The organism is Parabacteroides sp. AF27-14 (assembly GCF_003635425.1).
GTDB classification, from domain to species: Bacteria; Bacteroidota; Bacteroidia; order Bacteroidales; family Tannerellaceae; genus Parabacteroides; species Parabacteroides distasonis.
In genome coordinates, this window is sequence record NZ_QTLZ01000015.1 from 94407 (window position 1) to 115786 (window position 21380).

Below are 21380 nucleotides of genomic sequence, written 5' to 3' on the forward strand. Positions count from 1 at the left end.
TATATTAATATGAATATAGAAGATTTACAACTAATTGTAGAAACAATATATCAGCACAATCCATCTGCATATAAACGAGGAGGAGATGTTGAGTTGTTGAATTCTCATATAAAAGCGATACAACATCTGAAAGAGGTCAATAAAATACATTATAAAGAATATAATTTGACTGATTTAGAAGCATTAAGTATCGTCATCCTTGAAGGCTTTGGTAGTTCTCGGTTCATACAAGAACCTCTGTATAATAGGCGTAAATTGAATGCCTTAACAGAAGTTTTAATCCAAAACTTAGATAGTGCATTAAGAAAAGCTCCTAAAAATACTCACCCTGTGTTATATGCCAATGATGGTTTTATGCGTGGTAATAATAGGATTGGAGATATTTTTACCGTAAATGGCTTTTTTACGACATCAATAGATGATTTTGATAATGCTCATTCTATAAAATGGATAATTGAGCCTTTACCGGAAGGTCAAACAAAAGCTTATGAAATATATAAAATATATAATCATGGAGAGGATTGTCCGTATCCTGAATATCAAGTGGAATTTGAAAGAGGAACAAAATTTGAGATAACTGACATAAAGAAAGGCAAAGAATATAATGTAGTTCATATAAAAGAACTGCCATCTCAAACTATCTGATAGCAGCAATATATTAGAAAATCCGATGAAGTTGCGGCTTCATCGGATTTTCTTTTGTCAGGTACTTATTATTTATGGTACATACAACAGTGCAAACTCCGCCTTTCTCCGTTTGAGCAGCATGGCGTGCCGTTTCCCCTTGTAGTTGCAGAAAGCGATATACTCCCGATAGATGTTCCTGTCGCCCGCCTCCAACTTTCGGATCAGCGTGCTTTTGGGAATCTTTCCGCTACCCAAAAGTCGATATGGACCGACATTGTAGGCGAGCGTGGCAAGCAGAAGCGAATCCTTCCCGAACTGCTGGAACATCGCGCAGAACTTCCGCAGGTCTTTTCGCAGAAGCGCGTCCGCCTGCCGCTTCGTCATGGTGCGTGCCGAATACCTTTCCCCCGGCTGCAACCGATGTCCATATCCTACATACGGGTGATGTTTTTCCGAATGCCAGCCCTCAAAATACTTCGTGCATCGCACCGCCCTCTCGAAAAGCGGCAGCCGGTAGATAGCCGCCTGCCCGTCCGTTCCCTCATGGCGTCTGTTCCGTGCGGACACGGAACAGACCGCCAGAAGCGAACAGAGGATAGCCATGAATACACGCATCATCGTGTAAGGGGCTTGAAGTTCCCGATGGGGACAACAGTGATAACCCCGTCATCCTTCACGTTTCGGTTGTTGAAGTCAAATTCCAACTCGTAGGAGTTGCTGAAATTGTCCTCCACTACCACGATGAAGTTGTGCGCTTCCTCACCCGCCGCCGTGTAGTACAGCCGGAACTTCTCGTTTTCAAGCAGGTAGCGGTCATTGGGCAGGAACGTGATTCCGTTGTCCATTTTCAGCGTGCCTTCCCCCTCGAACTGGAAATACCGGATGGTGTAGAGGGTGTTGGCGAAGTCGCCCGTCTTTTTCAGCTCACAGCGGATTTCAACCGTCTGCCCCTTCGTCACCTTGTTCGGCACGGGCATGGTTTCCACCGTGAAGGGATAGGATTGCTGTATGTCCATGTCGTCGTCACACGATACGAGCGTGAGCGACACGGCAGCGAACAGGCAGAGTGCCAACGTCTTGAAGATTGATATTCTCTTGTTTTTGTTGTTCAGTATGTTCATTGTCATTTGATTTTTAAGTTATTGTTCTTTTTTGGTTGTCAGTTGCAGATACTCGTTCAAGTCCTTGCAACCGTCATAGAGAGCGGAACGGTCATAGACACGTTCTCCATAATGTCCTTTCAGCGTTTTCAACGTGCGCCGTCCGGCTGCGTCATGGTCGAGATAACAGTCTATGCACCCGCAGCCGTCCAGATACCTCATTGCCTTTTCCACGTTGGCAACAGAGTTCAATACGAGGCACTCACCCTTTTCCAATCCGAACGTGGCAGCAGAAAGAAAGTCCATGAAGCCTTCAAAAACGCTGCACACGTCAGCCGGAGAGCCTTCCGCCTTGACCAGCGACACATCTTTCGGAGGCACGCATCCTTTGAAGAAGCGGCTGCGGATCTCATATCCACCCGCCACGTTCGGGAAACCGACGGCAAAATATCGTTTGCCACGCACACAGTAATTCAGTCGGCAGCAGTAGCGTGATGCGACAACGTAAGGAATGCTCCGTTCCGCCAGATAGTCTGTCAGTGGAGAACGAAGCAGAGGGACGGCTTCCACTCCCTCAAAGGCAGGTTCTGTCTGCTTCGGAATGTAGGTCGGTTTGTCAAACTCTGCAATCTGCATATTAGAGGTTCCCGCTATAAACTTCACTTGTTCCATGAAGTCGCCACTTCCGATAAACTCCCCGGCAAGCGTGAAGATGTCACCACCTTTGCCCAGACCGAAGTCGTACCAGAGCTGTTTCGCCACGTTCACACGGAAAGAGGGCGTGCGCTCGCCCCTATACGGGGCGATATACCACAGCTCGTTACCGCTCCTTCTGACAGGCTCATGCCCCAGCCGTGCGAGAAAAACCGCAATGGGCATTTGTCTGATGATGTCTATTTCCGTCCGTTCCATGTCCGTGTCAGTTGATGATGAACTTGATTCCGACCCCGAACTGCGTATGAAACTTCCTCGTGTCGCCACCCCACAGGCAACGCTCCCGGAGGTTGGCGAGCAGGGCGATACGGTCTGCCACGTAAAACTCCACATCGAGCGTCAGCGCACCGCCGTAGATGAAGGCGTCCCGGTCATGGAGCGTGGAGCCGTCATGCAGTACCTTTTCGCCCCAGTTCACCGATTCATATCCGGCAAGAGCCGAAGCACCTGCATAGACGAACACGATTTTACGGGCATCGGAAAGTATCTTGAAGTCGTATCCGCCCTCCACCGTGAACTGCGCCACGGGTATCTTTCCGTCCTTGTAAGGGTTGTTCTTCAACAGATATTCGCCGCCGAACACCCATTTGTTCCCCTTTTTCGTGTAGGTGGAGAGAGCCGCCCCGAAACTGTACCCGCCGTCGTTGCCGCCGGGATTGAAGCGGTCCGCCATGTTCGCCCTGACCTCGATGCCCTGCATCTTCGGCAGGCATCGCTGGGCGTGCGCCTGCCCCGTAACCAGGGCAAGCGACGCGATGATTATTGCGATGTACTTTCTCATGGTCAGCGCACTTGAAGTTCGTTGATGGTATTGGCACGTACCAAGTCCTCGTTCTCAATCACGAAAGACTGGTGACGCCCCCCGTTCTTCTCGTTGAGTTCCACCACGAGGCATTTATCGTCGGGGATAGTGAACTTCGCCATCGTGAACACCGTGCGCTCGCTCTTCTTGCCCGGCACGAGTGTGGCGTAATTCTGCGCACGGAGCGGCAGGATGATCTGCTCCTGCACGGCGGTACGCTTCGCCACCTTCTTGTCCACGATTTTCCATGTGATGTAGTCCACATCGAAAGGCACATTGCTCTGGTTCTTTATCTCCGTGTGGAAATAGAGCAAACCATTATGCGTGTAGATACCTTTCAGCAGATACTGGATACCGAATCGCTTGCAGCCGATGTGCTTCACCTCGCGCTTGTTCTGCTTGTGGATGGACTTCATGATAAGGCGTACCAGCATCGGGCTTTCGCTGCCCAGTTCCTTCAGATAGATTTCCTGCGCATTGTTCGGGCGGTTCACCTTCTCGCCGTCATGGATGAAGTCGCACATCTCCACATTGAGCAGCAACGGTTCGGAGGCATATTTCACGTGTAGGCTCGGCGATGGGCGCCTTACCACCTTTCGGTGGTAGGTTTCCCATAGCCTGCCCCCGAACCGTACGTGCAAGTCTCCCTGCATACGGCTCTCCACTGGTAATGTCAGTTTATTTGTCATGAGCATGAATGTTTGCATTACAATGTTTGCATACTGCCAACGTCTTACGCCATTTCTTAATCATCAGTCGGTGCCACTCCGTATCGGTATTTATACCTTTGAGTTTACGGACTTGATACATTACGGTCTTGACATTGGTTGCTCCACACAATTCACATTTGTGCTCCATGAGTCTCTCCGCAAGAGTGGGGAAAGGAAGTACAAACGTGTTAGGTAGATTATCGCAGGTTGCGTCTTTGTCCGGCTCTTGCCTTGCAAAGCCGTCATTATAGAGTATTCGGAACTTGGTTTCTCCTTTCTTTGCTTGATAAGGTATCGCCAGGTCATGGTCTCTTCTGTACTTTCGTATAACCTTGGCAGTTGATGAATTTAGTTTCTTTGCCAAAGTTTTGCAGAAACTATATCGCATTATGTAACCGAATTTACTTCCTGCAAAAGAGATGTTGTCCGCAATCCTATAATATTGGTACAAACCTCTGATTTCAGTTGTATAGCGTGCGCAGATTGTGGCTGGGTCTTCTTTGGTCAGGTAATTGCGTGGCATGGCATACCAGATTTCCTTTCCATTGATTACCCTAAGCTCCATTGCTTTCAGTTCCAATAATTTCTTTTGGACGGAGGCGATAGGCAGAGCCAGTATTATGCGTCCGCTGAACGGTCTCTTCAGCCATCCCAGCTTGTTTCGCTTCATGGCTTCGGATTTTCTGACAGAGATTTCATACCCAAGAAACTTTGCTGAATCCTGCGCATTTGTGATAAGGGTCTTTTCTTCGGAGAGTTCAAGCTTTAGTTTGTCTCTCATGAATATTGTAAAGTTCTCTTTCATTTTCGCACAGTCTGCTTTACTACCAATTACACCGATTAGAAAGTCATCGGCATATCTGATATATTTAAGTCTCTTGTAATTACTATCCATTGCCATAGATGCCGGCACTCTCCGTGTCTTAGCTTCCACCTCTTTCAGTTGTGTCAGCAATTCACGTTTCGTATCCTCATCAGTGGCGTTTCGGATAGTCTTGCGTAATCTTACAGCCTTTCGGCTGTAACTTGCGTGGAGTGGGTTTTCCCGCTTTTTCTTGCCCTTGTCGAATGATTCCGCATATTCACGCATGTATTTATCGAACTTATCAAGGTAGATATTTGCCAAGATAGGGCTTATTATCCCTCCTTGGGGAGTTCCCGAATACGTCTTGTGAAATGTAAAATCTTCGATATATCCAGCCTTTAGGAATTTCCATATCAGTCGAAGAAATCTTTCATCTGATATGCGCTCACGAAGAGTTTCAATCAGAATATGGTGGTCGATGTTGTCGAAGAATCCTTTGATGTCACCTTCGATGAACCAGTTCGCACCAGTGAAAAGAGTTTGGATGGAACGCAAAGCCGTATGACAGCTTCTTCTTGGTCTGAATCCATGCGAGGAATTCTCAAAATGTCCCTCATAGACAGCTTCAAGAATAAGTCTGACGACCTCTTGCACCATCTTGTCTTCGATTGATGGGATGCCCAATGGTCTTTTCTTCCCATTCTTTTTAGGGATATAGACTCTTCGGGCAGGCGTTGGCATGTAACTTTCATCCTTTAGCGCAGCTATCAGATGTCCTATTCTATCAACGCTCATTCCGTCAATGGTCTTACCGTCTGAGCCGGGTGTCATGTTGCCCGGTTTCGCATAAATGCTCTGGTAGGCTACATAAAACATCTGTTCATTGAATAGGATGCGGTACAACCTTTCGTACTTGTAATGCACATCTTTGCTATGTGCAGATAAACTGTTTAATATGGTCTCTGGATTTCTCATACGTCTCACACGTTATCGTTTGACAATATTAAAATTACCGAGCTGTTCCCCTTCGCCATGTACGTGGCTTTCCCACGCTCAGACTACTACGGGAACTCCGTTGCCATGCGGAGTTTTCAGAGCCTGTGCTCATAGCCTTTCGGCATCTCCGTGTAGGCAATCCCCATTTAGTGGACTTGATAACTTGGCTTGACAGACTGTCGGATGCAACGTACATCCCTTTCTGTTCTCTGACGGATATGTCGCAGTAAATTCCTTGCCCATCACTCCGTTCAATAAGCGTGGGTACTGCGAGGCAACGTATATAACTGCTTTCCGTTGCCACCTCTACATTAGTCATAGGACTATTGTTCAACCAATCAGGTTTCATCCTCGTGCCTGTCTTTTCCCATAGCAATTCAGTCGCAGTTTAGCAATTAACTGACTTATCGCGTTACCGACATGCTTCACTCCCCGTTTGGTTTCCCATTCGGATAAGTCGGTCTGGGATAGGTTTATAAATTGGAATACTAACCTAATCACTTGCCAAAGTGATTATTATCAAGCCCCTATTATGGGCGCACTGAAGGTATAGAAACTCCCGTCCTCTGTTATCACGGACATATTGGTTTCGTTCGGGAAGTTCCTCACGGTAGCCTTCACGCGGATGACGTTCTCCGCTCCGTCGGCTTTGCCCGCAATCAGGTCGGGCGAACCTAAATCGACGTAACGAACCTCCGAGGGGAAAATGACGTGGACGGTCTTGTCGTAGGTCACTTCCAAGCCGTGCGGAGGGACCATGCGGTCAAAGGTCAGCTTCTTTGTCAGCCCGTGATACAGGTCGCCGTCCGCCTCCTTCTACGGATAGACCTCCTTTGTCAAGGTCGGTTGTTGGCTTTGCCTTCCTCCTCCTTGCGAGGCATAGTCAAGCGAGCTTGTCTCTGCTCTCGCTTCGTTCGTCGGTTCACTTCCGTTGTCCTTTCCAACGGTTACGTTCTCCTGCGCGTTGGCAGTTACGATGCCCATAGCGAGGGCAAACATGATGATTACTTTTCTCATTACTTTGGATTTTAGTGGTAAATAAAAATTGGATTGTTGTTACTTTTTCTGTTTTCAATTCCTGTCCTGATAGAGCATTACCTTATACCCGGCTTTCAGATGCACCTTGACGGTACGCATCTTCTTGGCGATATACTGGCTTGTGCCTTGTATCAGCCCCTTGCCCAAATCGGAGGCAAGCTGCGCCCCTGCGTTGGTGGAGATATTGATGCTGCTGCCCAGCGAGCCGCCCATGTTGGCGGCAACCTCCCTGACGGCATTCATTTCCATCGAGTTGGGAATAAAGATACCGGGTTGCCCGTCCGTGTCATACACCGCCAGCTCCACCGGAATGATAGTGCCGTCATATTCCAACGACGTGATTCCTATGTCAAGCCGTTCGCCCTGAATCTTTGCTGTGCCTACCACCACCGCATTGCGGGGGATGATTTTGTCCGCTACCTCCATCGGCTCCAGCAGCCGGAGTTTGACAGCTTGCCCGTCGGTCACGCTCTGCGCCCCATAGACACACGCCGATATGGTGTTCTTGTCTGATACGGTCGTGACGCCCACCGCCGTATTGAAACTGCGGTTACGCTCCTGCGAGAATGAGGCGACAAACTCGGCGTTGCTCATCGGCTGTGAGAGCGAGGATACCACCTGATGCGTCACCTGCCTGACAGGTGCAGCCGTGTTCTTTCCGGCTTTCTGCACGGGGTAAGGCTCAGCCGCCTGTCCGACAGGTGGCTGTGTGCCGTTCTGTCCGCCCATGTACTTCGCCGCCAACTCGTAAGACTTCTCCATGAGTGCCACTTGGTCATCCATAGCGGACGCCTTGTCTTTCTCGCTCTCCAGTTTCGATTCCAGCGAGGCGATGCGCTCCAACAGTTCATCCATTTCCGCGTTGTCGTTCTTCGGCTGCTCGTAGAAGTTGCCGAGCGTGGCATTGAGGTCGCGGTAGGCGGCTGCGGATGATTGGATGGTTTTCGGAGCGGATGATGTTGATGTTGCTTCTTCCGCATTTCCGGGATTAGCAAGGTCGAAGTCCCTGCCGCCGTCCGTTTCCGCCACCTCGCGGTCGAACATATCGCCCAGTTCCTGCATGGCACGGCTGCGGTTCTCCTGCCGTTCTTCCATCGCCCCCTGCTCGTAGGCTTTCGCCTTGTCGCCGATGATCTGGCGGTTCGTCTTGTCCGCGTCGGGCATTTCGATGTTGTAACCTCCCGTCCCCGGTTGCTGCTCCTTGTCGGAAGACGGGGCGAATATCAGCCACATCGCCCCGATGAATACCAGCACCATAGCGGGCAACACTATCATTTTCTGACGTTTCAGCCTTTGGGCTTCGGTCAGCGGCTTGCGCTCCTTGGCTTTGCCTTCCTCCTTCGCGCCTTGGCCATTCAAGCAGGCTTGATGGCTCTCGGCTTGGCGTTGGTTCTTCGGTTTCCCGTTGTCGGGAGCCGCCTTGTTCTCGTTTTTAGGTTCATTCTTCGTCTGTTCCATATAAATAAGGTATTACATTATGATTGTTGTCCGGCTTTACGGACAGTTCCACTTGTCCGGCATGGTCTGTCACCATACGGCTGCCGTCATTCCTGCCGATGTCATAGACGGCTTTTCCGAAGGTGTAGAGGGCAAGCACCGTGAAGGCGGCGAGCATCGTCAGCACGATGCGTTTGCGTGTCTTCGGAGGCAAACCGTCCAGATAGCCTTTGAGCCTTGCCACCAGCATTTTCTTTTTGTCGTGGAGTTTCCAGTACGCACGCCAAAATGATTTCCTGATTTTCTTCATGTCCGTTACCTTTTGATGGTTTGTAAATCCTTGTTCTCGATGATGGTGAATCCCTCGATGGTGAAACCGTTGGGATTGTCGTCCGAACGGGACGAGTTCAAGAGGCGGCACGTCGTCACGAGGCTGCGCTCGGTGACGTTGCTTTGTCTGATGATCTTCTGCGTGGCGTAGGTCACGGCACGGTAGGGATAGCCGTTGAAATCGCATACCACGCTGTCCACCTTCAGCACTTGGTTGATATTCCCGGCGATGATACGGTTGTAGTACCCCTTCTCGGCGAAGTCCGAATAGTAGTTGTACACGCTTTTGTCCGCTAATAGCAGGGCGCGTTTCACATTATGCTCTATCGCGCTCTTTTCGGGCGAGAGCGTGAAGAACAGCTCGTGGAAGCGGCGCACGTGTTCCCTTGCCTCCGCCGGACGGTTCTGCGACAAGTCCTGCGAGAGAGCCAGCATCAGCGACTTGCCGTTGTCCAGCACGTAAATCTTTTCCCGTTGTCGCTCAGCGAAGCGGTAGGAACTCCACACGCTCCATACCGTTATCACGGCGCACAGCGAGAGGAAGACGATACCGAACAGGCGTATCTGCCTGAACGATGATTCGATGTTTTTGAGTGACTTAAATTCCATTGTTGTTTATTCGTTTTTAATTGTCAGTTGATTATTTCAGCAGTTTCCCGGCACGTCCGACCACGTTTCCTGCGGCTGCACCCGCCACGCTGCCCGCCATGCTTCCGGCTCGTCCTGCCGTCTGGTTCACGTTGCGACCGTAGCTTCCCATGCCTCCGGCTTGGATAATCCAGCCTGCCACCGTCGGGATGGTGAAGTAACCGATGATGCCGATTATCATGAAGACGATATACACCCCGTCGCTCGAATCCAGCGAAAAGTTCGGGTCAGCCTGCATCCGTTCGATGTCGCTTTGCAGCATCAGCACTTGGATTTTCGCCAGTATGGTGCTGAACATATCCGACACGGGCAGCCACAGATAGACCTGTATGTAGCGGCATATCCATTGCGTGAGCGTGCTTTGGAAGCCGTCCCATACCGATATGGCGAAGGCTATCGGACCGAGTATCGCCAGCACCACGAGGAAGAACGTGCGGATGGTGTCTATCACGAGTGCGGCGGCTTGGAACATCAGTTCCAATATCTCGCGGAAGAAGTCGCGGATGCCCTTCTTCATGTTGTACATCCCGCGCTCGATATACATCCCCGCCATCGTCACCATGTCGCCGGGCGACCAGCCCAGTTCCTCCAACTGTTTGTCAAACTCCTCGTTCGACACGAGGTAGGCGGTTTCGGGATTACGCATCATCGCCTCGTATTCCAGTTTATCCTTCTGCTCACGGTATCGGTTCATGTCCAGCGTTTCCGCCTCCAGCATCTTTGCCGTACCCTGCACGACGGGCGACATGATGCTGTTTATCGTACCTAATACCACCGTCGGAAAGAACATGATGCACAAGCCTATCGCAAAGGGGCGGAGCATAGGGAACACGTCTATCGGTTCGGCTCTCGCCAGCGACTGCCACACCCGGTAGGCGACGTAGAACAGCGCGCCCAGCCCGGCAATGCCTTTCGCCACACCCGCCATGTCCCCGCATAGCGGCATCATCTGCTCATAGAGCGAGCGCAGAATCTGGTGAAGGTTGTCGAAATTCATAGGCTACCAGTATCTTTCGTTCATGTTCCCGTACAGCCCCATGATGCGGTCGAGGTCGTTCTTCTTTTTTGCCCGCAGGTAGCTCACGCTGATGTTCTTGTTGGTGTAGTAGCTCACGAGGTTGCGGTAACGCTTCATCTTGGAGTAACAGCGTTCCACCACATCCATGCGCTCCTTGTCCGTCATGGAGAGCGTGGTGATGTTCACCACGTTCTTCAGTTCCGTCAGCACGTCGTTGGATTCCTCCAACAGCTTGGTGTAGCCAAAGGCGATGGCTCCCAGTTCCTCCACCGTGAAGTTGTCGTCACGCATCATCTTCTGGAAGCTGGTCACATAGGTGTCGGTGATGTCACCCACCATCAGGATGGTCTGCTGCACCTTCCGGGCGTCCTTTACCAGATTGTTCACGGATTTGAGCGCGTCGTAATACTTCTTGCCCTGCTCGTAAATCTTCACCGTCTCTTGAAAATTTTTTATCATATTCTGGGCGGTCGTGGAAGTGTGTACCACGTTCTTCGAGGTGTTCACGATGCTCTGCGCGATGTTGGACGGGTCTATCACCGCCCACTGTGCGCTTGCCCTGCCGACTGCAAACAGGCACAGGCAGATAATAAGTGTTATTCTTGTTCTCATGTTACTTTGGATTTTAGTGGATTTCATTATTTATTGCTTGCCTATCGGATGGTCCGGTTTCGGGTTCACGCGCACATAGTCCCCGTTGGGCGAGAAGGTCAGGATGTCCGTTGCTTCGTTGTAGGACACGTCGATACGGAAGCCGGTGTTCATGAACAGGTTGCCGTTCTCTTCCTGCAAGAGATAGGTTTCCGGCTTCAGTTTGCGGCGCAGCCCGCTACGCTTGAACACCGTCACCTTATAGGCTTCGCCCTCCTTGTAGATAAGCACGTCGGGCTTGCCCTCCACACTCTCCCAGTTTCCGCAAAGCAGGTCGCGTCGGTTGTCCGTTATGTCGCAGGATTGCAGCACCATGACCGCCAGCCCGATTAAACACTTGCTGACTTGCAGCATTTTCGTTCTTGATATACTCATACGCATTTTCTTTTTTAGTTGATGAATCTGTTTCTATTTATTCCTTTTTTCTCCGCCTTTCGGCAAGCTGCCGGATGACGGCTTCAATGTCGCCGCCCAACTGTTCCGCCAGACGGTAAACCTCTACTTTTTCCGTTTCTTCGGTGGTGTACGCCAGATACTCTTCAGCACTAACTTCGGTGGCATAGACTGCCGACTGCGTGCCGCCCAGTCCTATCCACACTTCCTTGTAGAGCCTTGACGGGTTGTTCGCCATGTTGATGGAGAGTATCTGCGACTTCTCTTTCTCCGTCAGACCCAACAGGGACTGTATGGCATCAAACTTGTTCATGTACTTCCGCTGGTCAAGGAGTATCTTGCAGTCGGAGTTGTTGATGATGCTCTCCTTGACGACGGGCGAGGAAATGATGTCGTCCACCTCCTGCGTCACCACGATTGCCTCCCCGTAATACTTGCGCACGGTCTTGTACATATAGCGCAGGTACTCAGCCATGTTCGCCGAAGATAGAGCCTTCCAAGCCTCTTCCACTATCAACTGTTTCCTTACGCCTTTCAATCGGCGCATCTTGTTGATGAAGGCTTCCATGATGATGATGGTCACCACAGGGAAAAGCTCGCGATTTTCCTTTATACTGTCAATCTCGAAGACGATGAACCGCTTGCCGAGCAGGTCGATGTTCTCCGTGGAGTTGAGCAGGAAGTCGTAGCGTCCGTCCCGGTAATACTGCCGCATGGTGGTGAGCATATTGTCGATGTTGAAGTCGGACTTCTCCACCTTTATCTCACGTTCCGCCAGTTCGCGGCGGTAGTCGTCGCGCATATACTCGTAGAAGGTGTTGAACGAGGGGACGATGCTCCGGTCAGCCCTGATACGCTCGATATAGGCGTTCACCGCACTGCCCAGTTCGCCGCTCTCCGTCTTCGTCACTTTGTCGTCCTCCGACTTCCAGAGCGTCAGCAGCAATGTCTTGATGCTGTCCTTTTTCTCCACGTCGAACACGTAATCATCGGTGTAGAACGGGTTGAACGAAATCGGTTTCTCCTCCGTGTAGGTGAAGTACACGCCGTCCGCCCCGTTTGTCTTGCACCGGATCATCTCGCACAAGCCCTGATAGGAGTTTCCCGTGTCCACCAGCACCACGTGCGTACCCTGCTCGTAGTATTGCCTCACGAGGTGGTTCATAAAAAAGGATTTGCCGCTGCCCGAAGGACCCAACACGAACTTGTTGCGGTTGGTCGTGATACCCCGCTTCATCGGCAGGTCGCTGATGTCGAGGTGCAACGGTTTTCCCGTAAGCCTGTCCACCATCTTGATGCCGAAGGGCGAGAGCGAACTGCGGTAGTTGGTTTCCTCCGTGAAGAGGCACACCGCCTGCTCGATGAATGTATGGAAACTCTCTTCCGCCGGGAAGTCCGCCGCGTTGCCGGGCATCGCCGCCCAGTAGAGCGTCGGGCAGTCGATGGTATTGTGGTGCGGCACGCACTCCATGCTTGCCAGCTGGCTGCCCACATCGTTCTTGATATGCTTCAGTTCCTCCGCGTCATCGCTCCACGCCATGACGTTGAAGTGCGCCCGTACCGAGGTCAGCCCGTAGGAATGGGCTTCGTTCAGGTACTGGTCTATCCACTCGCGGTTGATGCTGTTGCTCCGGCTGTATCGGGATAGCGACTGCATATTCCTTGCGGACTTCTCGAACTTCTGCAAATTTTCCTCGCTGTTGTCGATAATCACATACTGGTTATAGATGTGGTTGCAGGAAAGCAGCAGCCCCACGGGGGAGGCGAAGGAGAGGCGACAGTCCGAGCGGTCGGTGGAGAGTTTCTCGTAGCGGATGTCGGTAGCCACCTTTCCTGGCATATCCTCCGCGTCGGAGAGGGTGTGCAGGCACAGGCGGTTGTCACCGATACGCATTTCTTTTGCCGAGAGGTCGATGTCCTGCAAGGTCGTGTCGCCTTCGGGCATGAGCGAGAAGTAACGCTCTATCAGCCCGGCGGACTTCTCCGTCCCGACAATCTCGTCGGTGGAGAGGCGGCGCAGCCTCACAAAGCCGCTGTCGTTCATGATGCGCTCGAACTGTTCGGCGGCTTCCATGAACTTCCCGGCGGTTTCCCTGTCCAGCTCCTTCGGGATGATATGTCCCCGGCACAGCGTACTGAAGTTGCTCTGCATCCGGTTACGTTCCTTCGTCGTCTTGGTCAGGTAGAGATAGCAGGAGTGTTTCAGGTACGGACGCTCGTTGAAGTGTCGTTCAAAGGAGCGGCTCAAAAAGCTCATGTCATCCTTTTGCAGTTCCGGCTTGTAGCGTTCCTTGATGAACCAGTCCTGCTTATGCACGACGCAGAAGTCCGGCAGCACCTTGATAGCCTTGCACCAGCAGCCGTGTATTGCCTCGTACTCCGCGCCTGTCACGGTATAAAGCTCCGGCAGTTCCACCTCGAAAGCCACCGTGATGTCGGCGTCTTTGGAAATGATGCAGCCATGCTCCACCGACAGCAGCGGGAACTTGTTTTCCAGTGTTGTCATTTTGGATGTATTTCTCATGTCGTTTCTTCCTTTCGTTGCCGTTTGAATAATCGGGTGATCCGCCGCCGGTTGATAAGGTATCGGGGATGGCTCCTTGCCGCTCCCAATTTCATCAGCCCGTGTTCGCCGTACCGGGCGTTCAGCGCGAAGGTCTGCCATACGAGGACGGAAGACGATGCCGCGCCGAAGCCGATACATATCCACTGGTCGATGCCGACCATGTAGAGGATGACGAACAGGACGAAGAGAGCCAGCAGACCTCCGCAGAAGATGAAGAGGTACTGAGCCTTTAGACCCTTGAACTCAACCGGACGGCCGATACCCTTGTTTATCGGGTATTCAGCCATACATTGTTTATTAAAGGAAGAATGAGCGCAGGATAGTCGCAGCGACAATCAGGAAGATACAAGCCCCGAACCATGAGGCGGCTGTCTTGCTCGTGTCGGGGTCGCCGGACGAGAACTTGCCATAGACTTTCACGCCTCCGATAAGACCGACCACCGCGCCGATGGCGTAGATTAATTTCGTGCCGGGGTCGAAATACGAACTCACCATAGAGGTGGCTTCGTTAATACCTGCCAGACCGTTTCCTTGCGCAAATACGGAGGCGGTTGCGGCAATCATGAGTGCCGCAGAGATGATGAACTTTTGTCTGATGTTCTTGTTCATAAACAGTTCTTGTTTTGTGCCGTCCAAAGGGTGGATAGTCCTTTTTCGGGCGGTTGATACTTGATTACTTTACTTTGGTTTAGTGGTTGCCCGTTTGTTTCTACGGACTTGGGTGTGTCCGTTGCGGATTGGCTGTACCTTGTACCGCCGTGCGCATGGGTGTCGTCATTTTACGTTTTCATTTCCATTCTTTTTTAGCTGTTATACATAGTTTCGGAAGTCGAACTCCTCGATGTTGTCGGGAATCACGAACACCTTTTCCTTTTGTTGTGTCACGGTCATGTTCACCGTGTCCACGAAAACTGCCATCGCCTTTGCAAGCCTCTCGCTCATTGTATCATCGGTCAGGCGTTCCGTTATTCTTGTGAAAAGCTCTGTCCCGTCCAGTTCCGTCATGACCTTTCCGGCGTGTCGCATTTCCTCATCGGATGGTGATTCCTTCCGTATGGTGCGTACTGCCATGTCAATATCCTCGAAGCTGCTTCCCGAAGCCTGCTTTTTGTCTGGTTCTTCATCCTCCGGTTCATCTTCTCCGTACTCCAGTTCCGAGGGCGGGATGCTCGTGAAGGTTTCATCGAGTTTGTCCTCCGGTACTTGTGTCGGGCGTGAGACGGTTTCCGTGTTTCCGTCGTCAAAAGTAGCCTCTTCCTCCGACAGCTCAATGCCTTTATCCGAAGTGGCGGCTTCTTGCGCCAGTATGGCAGCGGTTGTCCGGGTCGATGCCATCTTGAAACGGCTCTTGCCAATGATGTCCGAGGTGTCTGCGTGAGGTATTTCCTTATCCTTTCCTTGCTCTGCCACTGTACTGTCCAATGATCGCCACAACCCGGCAATATGTCTGAAGAAACGGATGAGCTTCGTGTCCATGATGCGGTCATAAAACAGCAGGAACAGGAACCACACGTTGCAAGCAACCGATACGATTAAAAACGCCTTTGTCATAATCTTACTTTTTGGGCGTTTTCAATCTGTTCCATGTACTGCTGCCCGTATTGCCGGAAATGGTCGCGGAGGATGTTGTCCACGAACTTGCCGATGCTCAAACCGTTTCCCATCCGACTGGCAACGATAGTGACTTTCTCATGAATTTCTCGGCTGATGTATATACATTGCCGCGTTTTGATTTCCGATGCTTCCAAGAAAACAGAGAGCGGCTTGCCCCTGCCTTCATCCTTGCGGAAGTCGCTGCCGGTCTTTTCCTGACCGTATCCGTTTGCACACTTTGCTGCATTGGCAGCGGTTCTTTCACTCTTTCCTGTTTGCAGGCACTCAGCCTGACGGTTCTTCTTTGTTCTTTTCATACTTCTTTGTTGTTTTTGGGGTATTTATAAATTATAGGATTCCATGTGCCGTTTGAACGATTCGTCTATCTCGTCTTGGAACAGCGTGAAATGGTGTGTCAGCACGTTGTCAAGAAAAGCCGCGATAGTCACCTCGTTGCCACCGATTACATGAAGCATCTTCTGTATGCGGTCGTGGTACTCCTTGCGGATATAGACCTGCTTGCCGAGTCTTGCCGTGACGTTGGACCCGCATATGAATACGGTGTCATAATCCAATTTTTCCGGCTTGCTGTTCCTGCGCCTGCGTTCCGGCTCCTCTTTGGAGTGCGAGGCAGGTGGAGAAACGGCTTCCTGTATCGCTTCTTTCGGAGGTGGAGAAGTAGCGTTTCCGTCCGTGCTTCTCGCTTCCGGCGGAATGCTTGTATCGTCCAGTCGAAACGAGTTGATTACGGCTTCGCTGTCGATGTCCTCGATTCTTGTTTTCTTTGCCATGCCATTCAGTTTTTGATGATGCCGAGAATCTCATCGACGAGTTTGTCGAGGTTGCTGCCGCGTACCAGTATTTTGTCCGCCGGAAACGCCGTGGAGCGGAATACTGCCTTGCGTTCTGCCGCCGTCTCCTTGCGGAAACGCTTGCTGTCCGGCAGATGTGTTTCCAGAATGGACAGGGCGAACTCGGCACAGACCTTGTCGTATGCTTTGTAAAGTTCCGTCTTTTCGCGCCCGTCCACCATGTTACACACGAGGTAAATCCCTTTGATACCGGACTTGCCCGTGCTTATCATCTGTTCGTTGATGACAGTGGCGAACTTGATGGAACTCTCCATCACCACACGGTCGGCGATGATGGGCGTGAAGATGTAGTCCATTTTGGAAATGGTCTGCACCACATCGGCATTGTTGATGGTTCCCGGCAAGTCGAAGAACACGAAATCAAGGTCGGGCTGCGCTGCCACCAGATTTTCGGCAGTCTTTACCGCATCTTCCGCACGGCTGCATCTGATGGTGTACGGGTTCTTCTTCAGCCGTTTGAGCTGCTCATACGCCATCACCTTGTAATGCCCGTCCTCCATGACAGCTTTCATGTCGCGCTTGCGCATGTCATGGATACTGTACTGTGGAAAATCGCAGTCCACCACGGCTACGTTGTAGCCTTTCACATAGTGCAGGTAGCTTGCTACAAGCACCGTCAGGGTTGTCTTACCCGCTCCACCTTTCTGCGTGGAGATTGCCACATAAGTTGCTTCTTTCATTTGTTTGATAATTTATTTGGTTATACATCTGTCCGGTGGCGGTAGCGTATTGCCATTAGTACGTACGCACGCGCTCCCATTCATTTATTTATTCACTCCTTAATCCGGCTGTGCCTATGGGTAATCATCGGTTTGTCCAACCGCCCATGCTTTTATCCGTCCGCATGGACGTGTGCTTGGAAAACTGTCTGAATACATACACCTGTTTTCAACCGTTTGGATTGATGCCCGGATTGGTGTCCGAACATCCGGCGGAAGGAGTGTATTTTCAGTCCCACATCCGAATCACGCTGCAAATAAACAAGGATATTTTGGAACTTGTATTACTTCTCCGGCAAGTGGCAGCACGTTGCGTCGGTTGGCACTGATTGTCCGGGTCAAGCCCCTGTCCGATACCGCTTTAAGGGCGTAACTTTGCACCCGAACGGCAGGGTTCGCCGCAGGTGGCGCAGCCCGGAGTTTGAAAGGCATTCCCCCAATCCGTCCCCGACGGATTTTTATGTTCACCTGAACATAGCAAGATGTCTTTTCAGCCGCTCAAAACGTTTTGAGCAGCCACGAAAAGCACTTGCCCTTGCAGGGGGCGGGCTTCCTCTCCGAAGTCGGGAAGCCTTTCAAACCTGCGGTGTCTGTGCCAAGAAGCGGCGGCTTATGCCGTCCATCCGCTAAATCCAAAGTTTATATGAAAGAGAAAAGAAACAAGACCGGGAGAAATCCCAAACTTGACCCGGCGGTGTTCCGTTACACCGTCCGTTTCAACGAGGAGGAACACAACCGTTTCCTCGCCATGTTCGAGAAGTCGGGCGTTTACGCCAAGTCGGTTTTCATCAAGGCGCACTTCTTCGGGCAACCGTTCAGGGTGCTGAAAGTGGACAGGACGCTGGTGGATTACTACACCAGACTGTCCGATTTCCATGCGCAGTTCCGCGCGGTAGGCACGAACTACAACCAAGTCGTGAAGGAACTCAGGCTGCATTTTTCCGAGAAAAAGGCGATGGCGTTGCTCTACAAGCTGGAGCAACAGACCGTCGAACTCGTGAAACTGAGCCGTCAGATTGTGGAACTTTCAAGGGAAATGGAGGCGAAATGGTCGCAAAAATCAGTGTAGGAAAGTCGTTGTACGGCGCGCTTGCCTACAACGGGGAAAAGATCAACGGGGCGAAAGGGCGGCTGCTCACCACCAACCGCATCTACAATGACGGCACGGGGACGGTGGACATACGCAAGGCGATGGAAGGTTTTCTCGCCTGTATGCCGGAGCATACGAGGGTGGAGAAACCGGTACTCCATATCTCGCTCAACCCGCATCCCGACGACGTGCTGACAGATACGGAATTGCAGGACATCGCACGCGAGTATCTGGAGAAACTCGGCTACGGGAACCAGCCGTACCTTGTTGTCAAGCACGAGGACATAGACCGTCACCACCTGCACATCGTGACAATCAATGTGGACGAGAAAGGCAGGCGGCTCAATCAGGATTTCCTCTTCCGCCGCAGCGACCGCATCCGCAGGGAACTGGAACGGAAGTACGGGCTGCACCCGGCGGAGCGTAAGAACCTACGGCTGGAAAATCCGCTGCGCAAGGTGGACGCTTCGGCGGGCGACGTGAAGAGGCAGGTCGGAAATACCGTCAAGGCTCTGAGTGGACAGTACCGTTTCCGGACGATGGGCGAATATCGCGCCCTCCTATCCTTATATAATATGACGGTGGAGGAAGCGCGGGGAAACGTGCGCGGGCGTGAGTATCACGGGCTGGTCTATTCCGTCACCGATGATGCCGGGAACAAGACTGGCAACCCGTTCAAGTCCTCGCTTTTCGGGAAGTCCGCAGGCTATGAAGCCGTGCAGAAGAAGTTTGCCCGTTCCAAACAGGAGATTAAGGACCGGAAACTCGCCGACATGACGAAACGCACCGTGCTTTCCGTGCTTGAAGGCACGTATGACAAGGAGAAGTTCGTTTCGCGGCTCAAGGAAAAGGGCATCGACACCGTACTGCGCTACACGGAGGAAGGGCGCATCTACGGAGCCACGTTCATAGACCACCGAACGGGCTGCGTGCTGAACGGCTCGCGCATGGGCAAGGAACTTTCCGCCAACGCCTTGCAGGAACACTTTACGCTGCCTTATGCCGGACAGCCGCCGATTCCGCTGTCCGTTCCGGTGGAAACAGAAGAGGATATGCGCGGACAGACCGCATCCGACCACGAGAACACGGCGGGCGGTGTCGGTCTGCTCACTCCCGAAGGTCCGGCTGTGGATGCCGAGGAGGAAGCCTTTATCCGGGCGATGCAGCGCAAGAGGAAAAAGAAGAGGCGCAAGGGCTTGGGAATGTAACCGTAAGTATCAACATCAAAATTTTTCAATCTATGTCACAACAAGAAGACGATTTGAGGGCATTGGCGAAAATCATGGATTTTCTGCGTGCCGTGAGTATTATTTTAGTGGTCATGAACGTGTACTGGTTCTGCTATGAAGCCATACGGCTCTGGGGCGTGGACATCGGCGTAGTGGACAGAATCCTGATGAACTTCAACCGCACGGCGGGGCTGTTCCATTCCATCCTCTACACGAAACTGTTCGCCGTCCTCCTGCTTGCCCTGTCCTGTCTGGGGACGAAGGGCGTCAAGGGAGAGAAAATCACTTGGGGAAGGATCTGGACGGCACTTGCCGCAGGGTTCGTGTTGTTCTTCCTCAACTGGTGGATACTGGCATTGCCGCTGCCGGTTGAAGCGGTGACGGGACTTTACGCGCTGACCGTAGGCACGGGCTATGTCTGCCTGCTGATGGGCGGTCTGTGGATGAGCCGCCTGTTGAAACACAACCTTATGGATGACGTGTTCAACAACGAGAACGAGAGCTTCATGCAGGAAACACGGCTCATCGAAAGCGAGTATTCGGTCAATCTGCCCACCCGCTTTTATTATAGGAAACGTTGGAACAACGGCTGGATCAACGTGGTGAACCCATTCCGCGCCTCCATCGTGCTGGGTACGCCGGGCAGCGGAAAGTCATACGCGGTGGTAAACAGTTTCATCAAGCAGCAGATTGAGAAGGGCTTCTCGATGTATGTCTATGATTTCAAATTCAGTGACTTGTCCACGATAGCCTATAATCATCTGCTCAACCACCCGGAGGGATACAAGGTGAAGCCGAAGTTCTACGTGATAAACTTCGACGACCCGCGACGCAGCCACCGTTGCAATCCCATTCACCCAGATTTCATGGAGGACATTACGGACGCTTACGAGAGCGCGTACACCATCATGCTCAATTTAAACAAGAGTTGGGTGCAGAAGCAGGGCGACTTCTTTGTGGAATCGCCCATCATCCTTTTCGCGGCTATCATCTGGTATCTTAAAATTTTTCAGAACGGCAAGTATTGCACGTTCCCCCATGCCATCGAGTTCCTGAACCGCCGTTACGAGGATATTTTCCCGATTCTGACCTCTTATCCCGAACTGGAGAACTATCTCTCGCCATTCATGGACGCGTGGCTCGGAGGGGCTGCGGAGCAGTTAATGGGGCAGATTGCTTCGGCGAAAATTCCGCTGTCACGCATGATTTCCCCGCAGCTCTATTGGGTAATGTCGGACAGCGAGTTCACGCTGGACATCAACAATCCCGAAGAACCGAAAATTCTCTGCGTGGGCAACAATCCCGACCGACAGAACATATACGGGGCGGCTCTCGGTCTGTATAATTCCCGTATCGTTAAACTTATCAACAAGAAAGGGATGCTGAAGTCGTCGGTCATCATAGACGAGCTGCCGACGATATACTTCAAGGGGCTGGACAACCTTATCGCCACCGCGCGAAGCAACAAGGTTGCCGTGTGTCTGGGTTTTCAGGATTTCAGCCAGTTGGTGCGTGACTATGGGGACCGCGAGGCGAAAGTGGTGATGAACACGGTCGGCAATATCTTCTCCGGGCAGGTGGTGGGCGAAACAGCCAAGACGCTCTCGGAGCGGTTCGGAAAGGTGCTTCAAAAGCGGCAGTCCATCTCCATCAACCGGCAGGATGTTTCCACCTCCATCAACACGCAGATGGACGCGCTTATCCCGCCGAGCAAAATTTCCGGCTTGACGCAGGGGATGTTCGTCGGTTCGGTGTCCGACAACTTCAACGAGCGTATCAAGCAGAAGATTTTCCACTGTGAGATTGTCGTGGATGCCGAGAAAATGAAGCGCGAGGAGAAAGCCTACAAGCCGATACCCGTCATTACCGACTTCGCGGACGCGAACGGCAACGACTGCATGAAGGAAATGGTGAAGGCGAATTACAGGCGCATCAAGGAGGAGGTGAAACAGATTGTCGCCGACGAGTTGGAGCGCATCGCTGGTGACGAGAATCTGAAACATCTGTTGCAACAGAAATAATATATAACAACAAGATGTATC

The 21380-nt window shown here is 51.8% G+C and carries 23 protein-coding genes and 2 pseudogenes; 5 read left to right on the plus strand and 20 right to left on the minus strand.

Going from position 1 to position 21380, the window contains the following annotated elements; all coding sequences use genetic code 11:
- The first annotated feature begins 9 nt into the window (after positions 1-9).
- Positions 10-645, plus strand: coding sequence for a hypothetical protein (locus DWY79_RS15145; RefSeq protein WP_117678617.1), 636 nt, complete (start codon positions 10-12; stop codon positions 643-645).
- A 72-nt stretch (positions 646-717) separates the two neighbouring features.
- Here the strand turns inward: DWY79_RS15145 and DWY79_RS15150 are convergent, their stop codons facing one another.
- From DWY79_RS15150 to DWY79_RS15250, 20 genes and pseudogenes are all read right to left on the minus strand, one after another.
- A complete protein-coding gene (locus tag DWY79_RS15150) occupies positions 718-1245 on the minus strand; it encodes a glycoside hydrolase family protein (RefSeq protein WP_008645928.1) in 528 nt (175 codons plus the stop codon).
- On the minus strand, positions 1242-1748 hold the full coding sequence (locus DWY79_RS15155; RefSeq protein ID WP_008645930.1) for a DUF3872 domain-containing protein: 507 nt from the start codon (positions 1746-1748) through the stop codon (positions 1242-1244). Before DWY79_RS15155 ends, DWY79_RS15150 begins: the two co-directional genes overlap by 4 nt.
- An 18-nt stretch (positions 1749-1766) precedes the next feature.
- A complete protein-coding gene (locus DWY79_RS15160; protein ID WP_008645933.1) occupies positions 1767-2639 on the minus strand; it encodes a toprim domain-containing protein in 873 nt (290 codons plus the stop codon).
- A 7-nt stretch (positions 2640-2646) separates the two neighbouring features.
- Positions 2647-3222 carry a conjugal transfer protein TraO gene (locus DWY79_RS15165; protein ID WP_117681730.1) on the minus strand — a complete coding sequence of 192 codons (576 nt, stop codon included), beginning with the start codon at positions 3220-3222 and terminating at the stop codon, positions 2647-2649.
- A gap of 2 nt (positions 3223-3224) precedes the next feature.
- Positions 3225-3815 (minus strand): annotated as a pseudogene (gene traN, locus DWY79_RS15170) (conjugative transposon protein TraN); the annotation flags it as partial.
- A gap of 106 nt (positions 3816-3921) precedes the next feature.
- Positions 3922-5733 (minus strand): reverse transcriptase/maturase family protein, encoded by a 1812-nt coding sequence (locus DWY79_RS15175; protein ID WP_044545269.1) that lies wholly within the window; start codon positions 5731-5733, stop codon positions 3922-3924.
- A gap of 561 nt (positions 5734-6294) precedes the next feature.
- A pseudogene (locus tag DWY79_RS15185) lies at positions 6295-6771 on the minus strand (DUF4138 domain-containing protein); the annotation flags it as partial.
- A 54-nt stretch (positions 6772-6825) separates the two neighbouring features.
- Positions 6826-8250 carry a conjugative transposon protein TraM gene (traM, locus tag DWY79_RS15190; protein ID WP_117678604.1) on the minus strand — a complete coding sequence of 475 codons (1425 nt, stop codon included), beginning with the start codon at positions 8248-8250 and terminating at the stop codon, positions 6826-6828.
- A complete protein-coding gene (locus DWY79_RS15195; RefSeq protein WP_032567516.1) occupies positions 8231-8539 on the minus strand; it encodes a TraL conjugative transposon family protein in 309 nt (102 codons plus the stop codon). The genes traM and DWY79_RS15195 overlap by 20 nt, the downstream gene beginning before the upstream one ends.
- A gap of 5 nt (positions 8540-8544) precedes the next feature.
- Positions 8545-9168: a conjugative transposon protein TraK gene (gene traK / locus DWY79_RS15200; protein ID WP_004308925.1), complete on the minus strand. Its 624-nt coding sequence runs from the start codon at positions 9166-9168 to the stop codon at positions 8545-8547.
- A gap of 31 nt (positions 9169-9199) precedes the next feature.
- Positions 9200-10204, minus strand: coding sequence for a conjugative transposon protein TraJ (gene traJ / locus DWY79_RS15205; protein ID WP_005643924.1), 1005 nt, complete (start codon positions 10202-10204; stop codon positions 9200-9202).
- Positions 10205-10207: 3 nt separating this feature from the next.
- Complete coding sequence (locus DWY79_RS15210; protein WP_004308927.1) at positions 10208-10837, minus strand: DUF4141 domain-containing protein; 630 nt, start codon at positions 10835-10837, stop codon at positions 10208-10210.
- Positions 10838-10867: 30 nt separating this feature from the next.
- Positions 10868-11251: a DUF3876 domain-containing protein gene (locus DWY79_RS15215; protein ID WP_122369634.1), complete on the minus strand. Its 384-nt coding sequence runs from the start codon at positions 11249-11251 to the stop codon at positions 10868-10870.
- A 37-nt stretch (positions 11252-11288) separates the two neighbouring features.
- Positions 11289-13793, minus strand: coding sequence for a TraG family conjugative transposon ATPase (locus DWY79_RS15220; RefSeq protein ID WP_122369628.1), 2505 nt, complete (start codon positions 13791-13793; stop codon positions 11289-11291).
- Positions 13790-14122, minus strand: coding sequence for a DUF4133 domain-containing protein (locus tag DWY79_RS15225; protein WP_007749041.1), 333 nt, complete (start codon positions 14120-14122; stop codon positions 13790-13792). The genes DWY79_RS15220 and DWY79_RS15225 overlap by 4 nt, the downstream gene beginning before the upstream one ends.
- A gap of 10 nt (positions 14123-14132) precedes the next feature.
- On the minus strand, positions 14133-14444 hold the full coding sequence (locus tag DWY79_RS15230; protein WP_008645856.1) for a DUF4134 domain-containing protein: 312 nt from the start codon (positions 14442-14444) through the stop codon (positions 14133-14135).
- A 201-nt stretch (positions 14445-14645) separates the two neighbouring features.
- The gene (locus tag DWY79_RS15235) at positions 14646-15386 is read right to left on the minus strand and encodes a hypothetical protein (RefSeq protein WP_032567520.1); all 741 of its coding nucleotides are present in this window, start codon (positions 15384-15386) and stop codon (positions 14646-14648) included.
- On the minus strand, positions 15383-15745 hold the full coding sequence (locus tag DWY79_RS15240; protein WP_008645858.1) for a DUF3408 domain-containing protein: 363 nt from the start codon (positions 15743-15745) through the stop codon (positions 15383-15385). The genes DWY79_RS15235 and DWY79_RS15240 overlap by 4 nt, the downstream gene beginning before the upstream one ends.
- Positions 15746-15769: 24 nt before the next feature.
- Positions 15770-16219, minus strand: coding sequence for a DUF3408 domain-containing protein (locus DWY79_RS15245; protein ID WP_032567521.1), 450 nt, complete (start codon positions 16217-16219; stop codon positions 15770-15772).
- Positions 16220-16224: 5 nt separating this feature from the next.
- On the minus strand, positions 16225-16980 hold the full coding sequence (locus tag DWY79_RS15250) for a ParA family protein (RefSeq protein ID WP_117678590.1): 756 nt from the start codon (positions 16978-16980) through the stop codon (positions 16225-16227).
- Positions 16981-17212: 232 nt separating this feature from the next.
- On the opposite strand from DWY79_RS15250, the gene DWY79_RS23070 reads away from it, so the two are divergent.
- The 4 genes from DWY79_RS23070 (at position 17213) to mobC (ending at position 21359) form a co-directional block, all read left to right on the plus strand.
- Positions 17213-17392 (plus strand): hypothetical protein, encoded by a 180-nt coding sequence (locus tag DWY79_RS23070; RefSeq protein WP_080728637.1) that lies wholly within the window; start codon positions 17213-17215, stop codon positions 17390-17392.
- A gap of 270 nt (positions 17393-17662) precedes the next feature.
- Complete coding sequence (gene mobA, locus DWY79_RS15265; RefSeq protein WP_005944180.1) at positions 17663-18088, plus strand: conjugal transfer protein MobA; 426 nt, start codon at positions 17663-17665, stop codon at positions 18086-18088.
- Positions 18067-19317 carry a conjugal transfer protein MobB gene (mobB, locus tag DWY79_RS15270; protein WP_008645598.1) on the plus strand — a complete coding sequence of 417 codons (1251 nt, stop codon included), beginning with the start codon at positions 18067-18069 and terminating at the stop codon, positions 19315-19317. Before mobA ends, mobB begins: the two co-directional genes overlap by 22 nt.
- A gap of 32 nt (positions 19318-19349) precedes the next feature.
- Positions 19350-21359 (plus strand): conjugal transfer protein MobC, encoded by a 2010-nt coding sequence (gene mobC, locus DWY79_RS15275; RefSeq protein WP_008645597.1) that lies wholly within the window; start codon positions 19350-19352, stop codon positions 21357-21359.
- The last annotated feature ends 21 nt before the right edge of the window (positions 21360-21380 follow it).

Bases quoted from the DNA above. Each gene is read 5' to 3' on its own strand.
- mobA (WP_005944180.1), top strand. From the start codon at position 17,663: ATGAAAGAGAAAAGAAACAAGACCGGGAGAAATCCCAAACTTGACCCG.
- traJ (WP_005643924.1), bottom strand. From the start codon at position 10,204: ATGAATTTCGACAACCTTCACCAGATTCTGCGCTCGCTCTATGAGCAG.
- DWY79_RS15215 (WP_122369634.1), bottom strand. From the start codon at position 11,251: ATGAGTATATCAAGAACGAAAATGCTGCAAGTCAGCAAGTGTTTAATC.
- traM (WP_117678604.1), bottom strand. From the start codon at position 8,250: ATGGAACAGACGAAGAATGAACCTAAAAACGAGAACAAGGCGGCTCCC.
- DWY79_RS15150 (WP_008645928.1), bottom strand. From the start codon at position 1,245: ATGATGCGTGTATTCATGGCTATCCTCTGTTCGCTTCTGGCGGTCTGT.
- DWY79_RS15235 (WP_032567520.1), bottom strand. From the start codon at position 15,386: ATGACAAAGGCGTTTTTAATCGTATCGGTTGCTTGCAACGTGTGGTTC.
- DWY79_RS15160 (WP_008645933.1), bottom strand. From the start codon at position 2,639: ATGGAACGGACGGAAATAGACATCATCAGACAAATGCCCATTGCGGTT.
- DWY79_RS15165 (WP_117681730.1), bottom strand. From the start codon at position 3,222: ATGAGAAAGTACATCGCAATAATCATCGCGTCGCTTGCCCTGGTTACG.
- DWY79_RS15145 (WP_117678617.1), top strand. From the start codon at position 10: ATGAATATAGAAGATTTACAACTAATTGTAGAAACAATATATCAGCAC.
- DWY79_RS15225 (WP_007749041.1), bottom strand. From the start codon at position 14,122: ATGGCTGAATACCCGATAAACAAGGGTATCGGCCGTCCGGTTGAGTTC.
- mobB (WP_008645598.1), top strand. From the start codon at position 18,067: ATGGTCGCAAAAATCAGTGTAGGAAAGTCGTTGTACGGCGCGCTTGCC.
- DWY79_RS15250 (WP_117678590.1), bottom strand. From the start codon at position 16,980: ATGAAAGAAGCAACTTATGTGGCAATCTCCACGCAGAAAGGTGGAGCG.
- DWY79_RS15195 (WP_032567516.1), bottom strand. From the start codon at position 8,539: ATGAAGAAAATCAGGAAATCATTTTGGCGTGCGTACTGGAAACTCCAC.
- DWY79_RS15220 (WP_122369628.1), bottom strand. From the start codon at position 13,793: ATGAGAAATACATCCAAAATGACAACACTGGAAAACAAGTTCCCGCTG.
- DWY79_RS15230 (WP_008645856.1), bottom strand. From the start codon at position 14,444: ATGAACAAGAACATCAGACAAAAGTTCATCATCTCTGCGGCACTCATG.
- traK (WP_004308925.1), bottom strand. From the start codon at position 9,168: ATGGAATTTAAGTCACTCAAAAACATCGAATCATCGTTCAGGCAGATA.
- mobC (WP_008645597.1), top strand. From the start codon at position 19,350: ATGTCACAACAAGAAGACGATTTGAGGGCATTGGCGAAAATCATGGAT.
- DWY79_RS15155 (WP_008645930.1), bottom strand. From the start codon at position 1,748: ATGAACATACTGAACAACAAAAACAAGAGAATATCAATCTTCAAGACG.
- DWY79_RS15175 (WP_044545269.1), bottom strand. From the start codon at position 5,733: ATGAGAAATCCAGAGACCATATTAAACAGTTTATCTGCACATAGCAAA.
- DWY79_RS15245 (WP_032567521.1), bottom strand. From the start codon at position 16,219: ATGGCAAAGAAAACAAGAATCGAGGACATCGACAGCGAAGCCGTAATC.
- DWY79_RS15240 (WP_008645858.1), bottom strand. From the start codon at position 15,745: ATGAAAAGAACAAAGAAGAACCGTCAGGCTGAGTGCCTGCAAACAGGA.
- DWY79_RS15210 (WP_004308927.1), bottom strand. From the start codon at position 10,837: ATGAGAACAAGAATAACACTTATTATCTGCCTGTGCCTGTTTGCAGTC.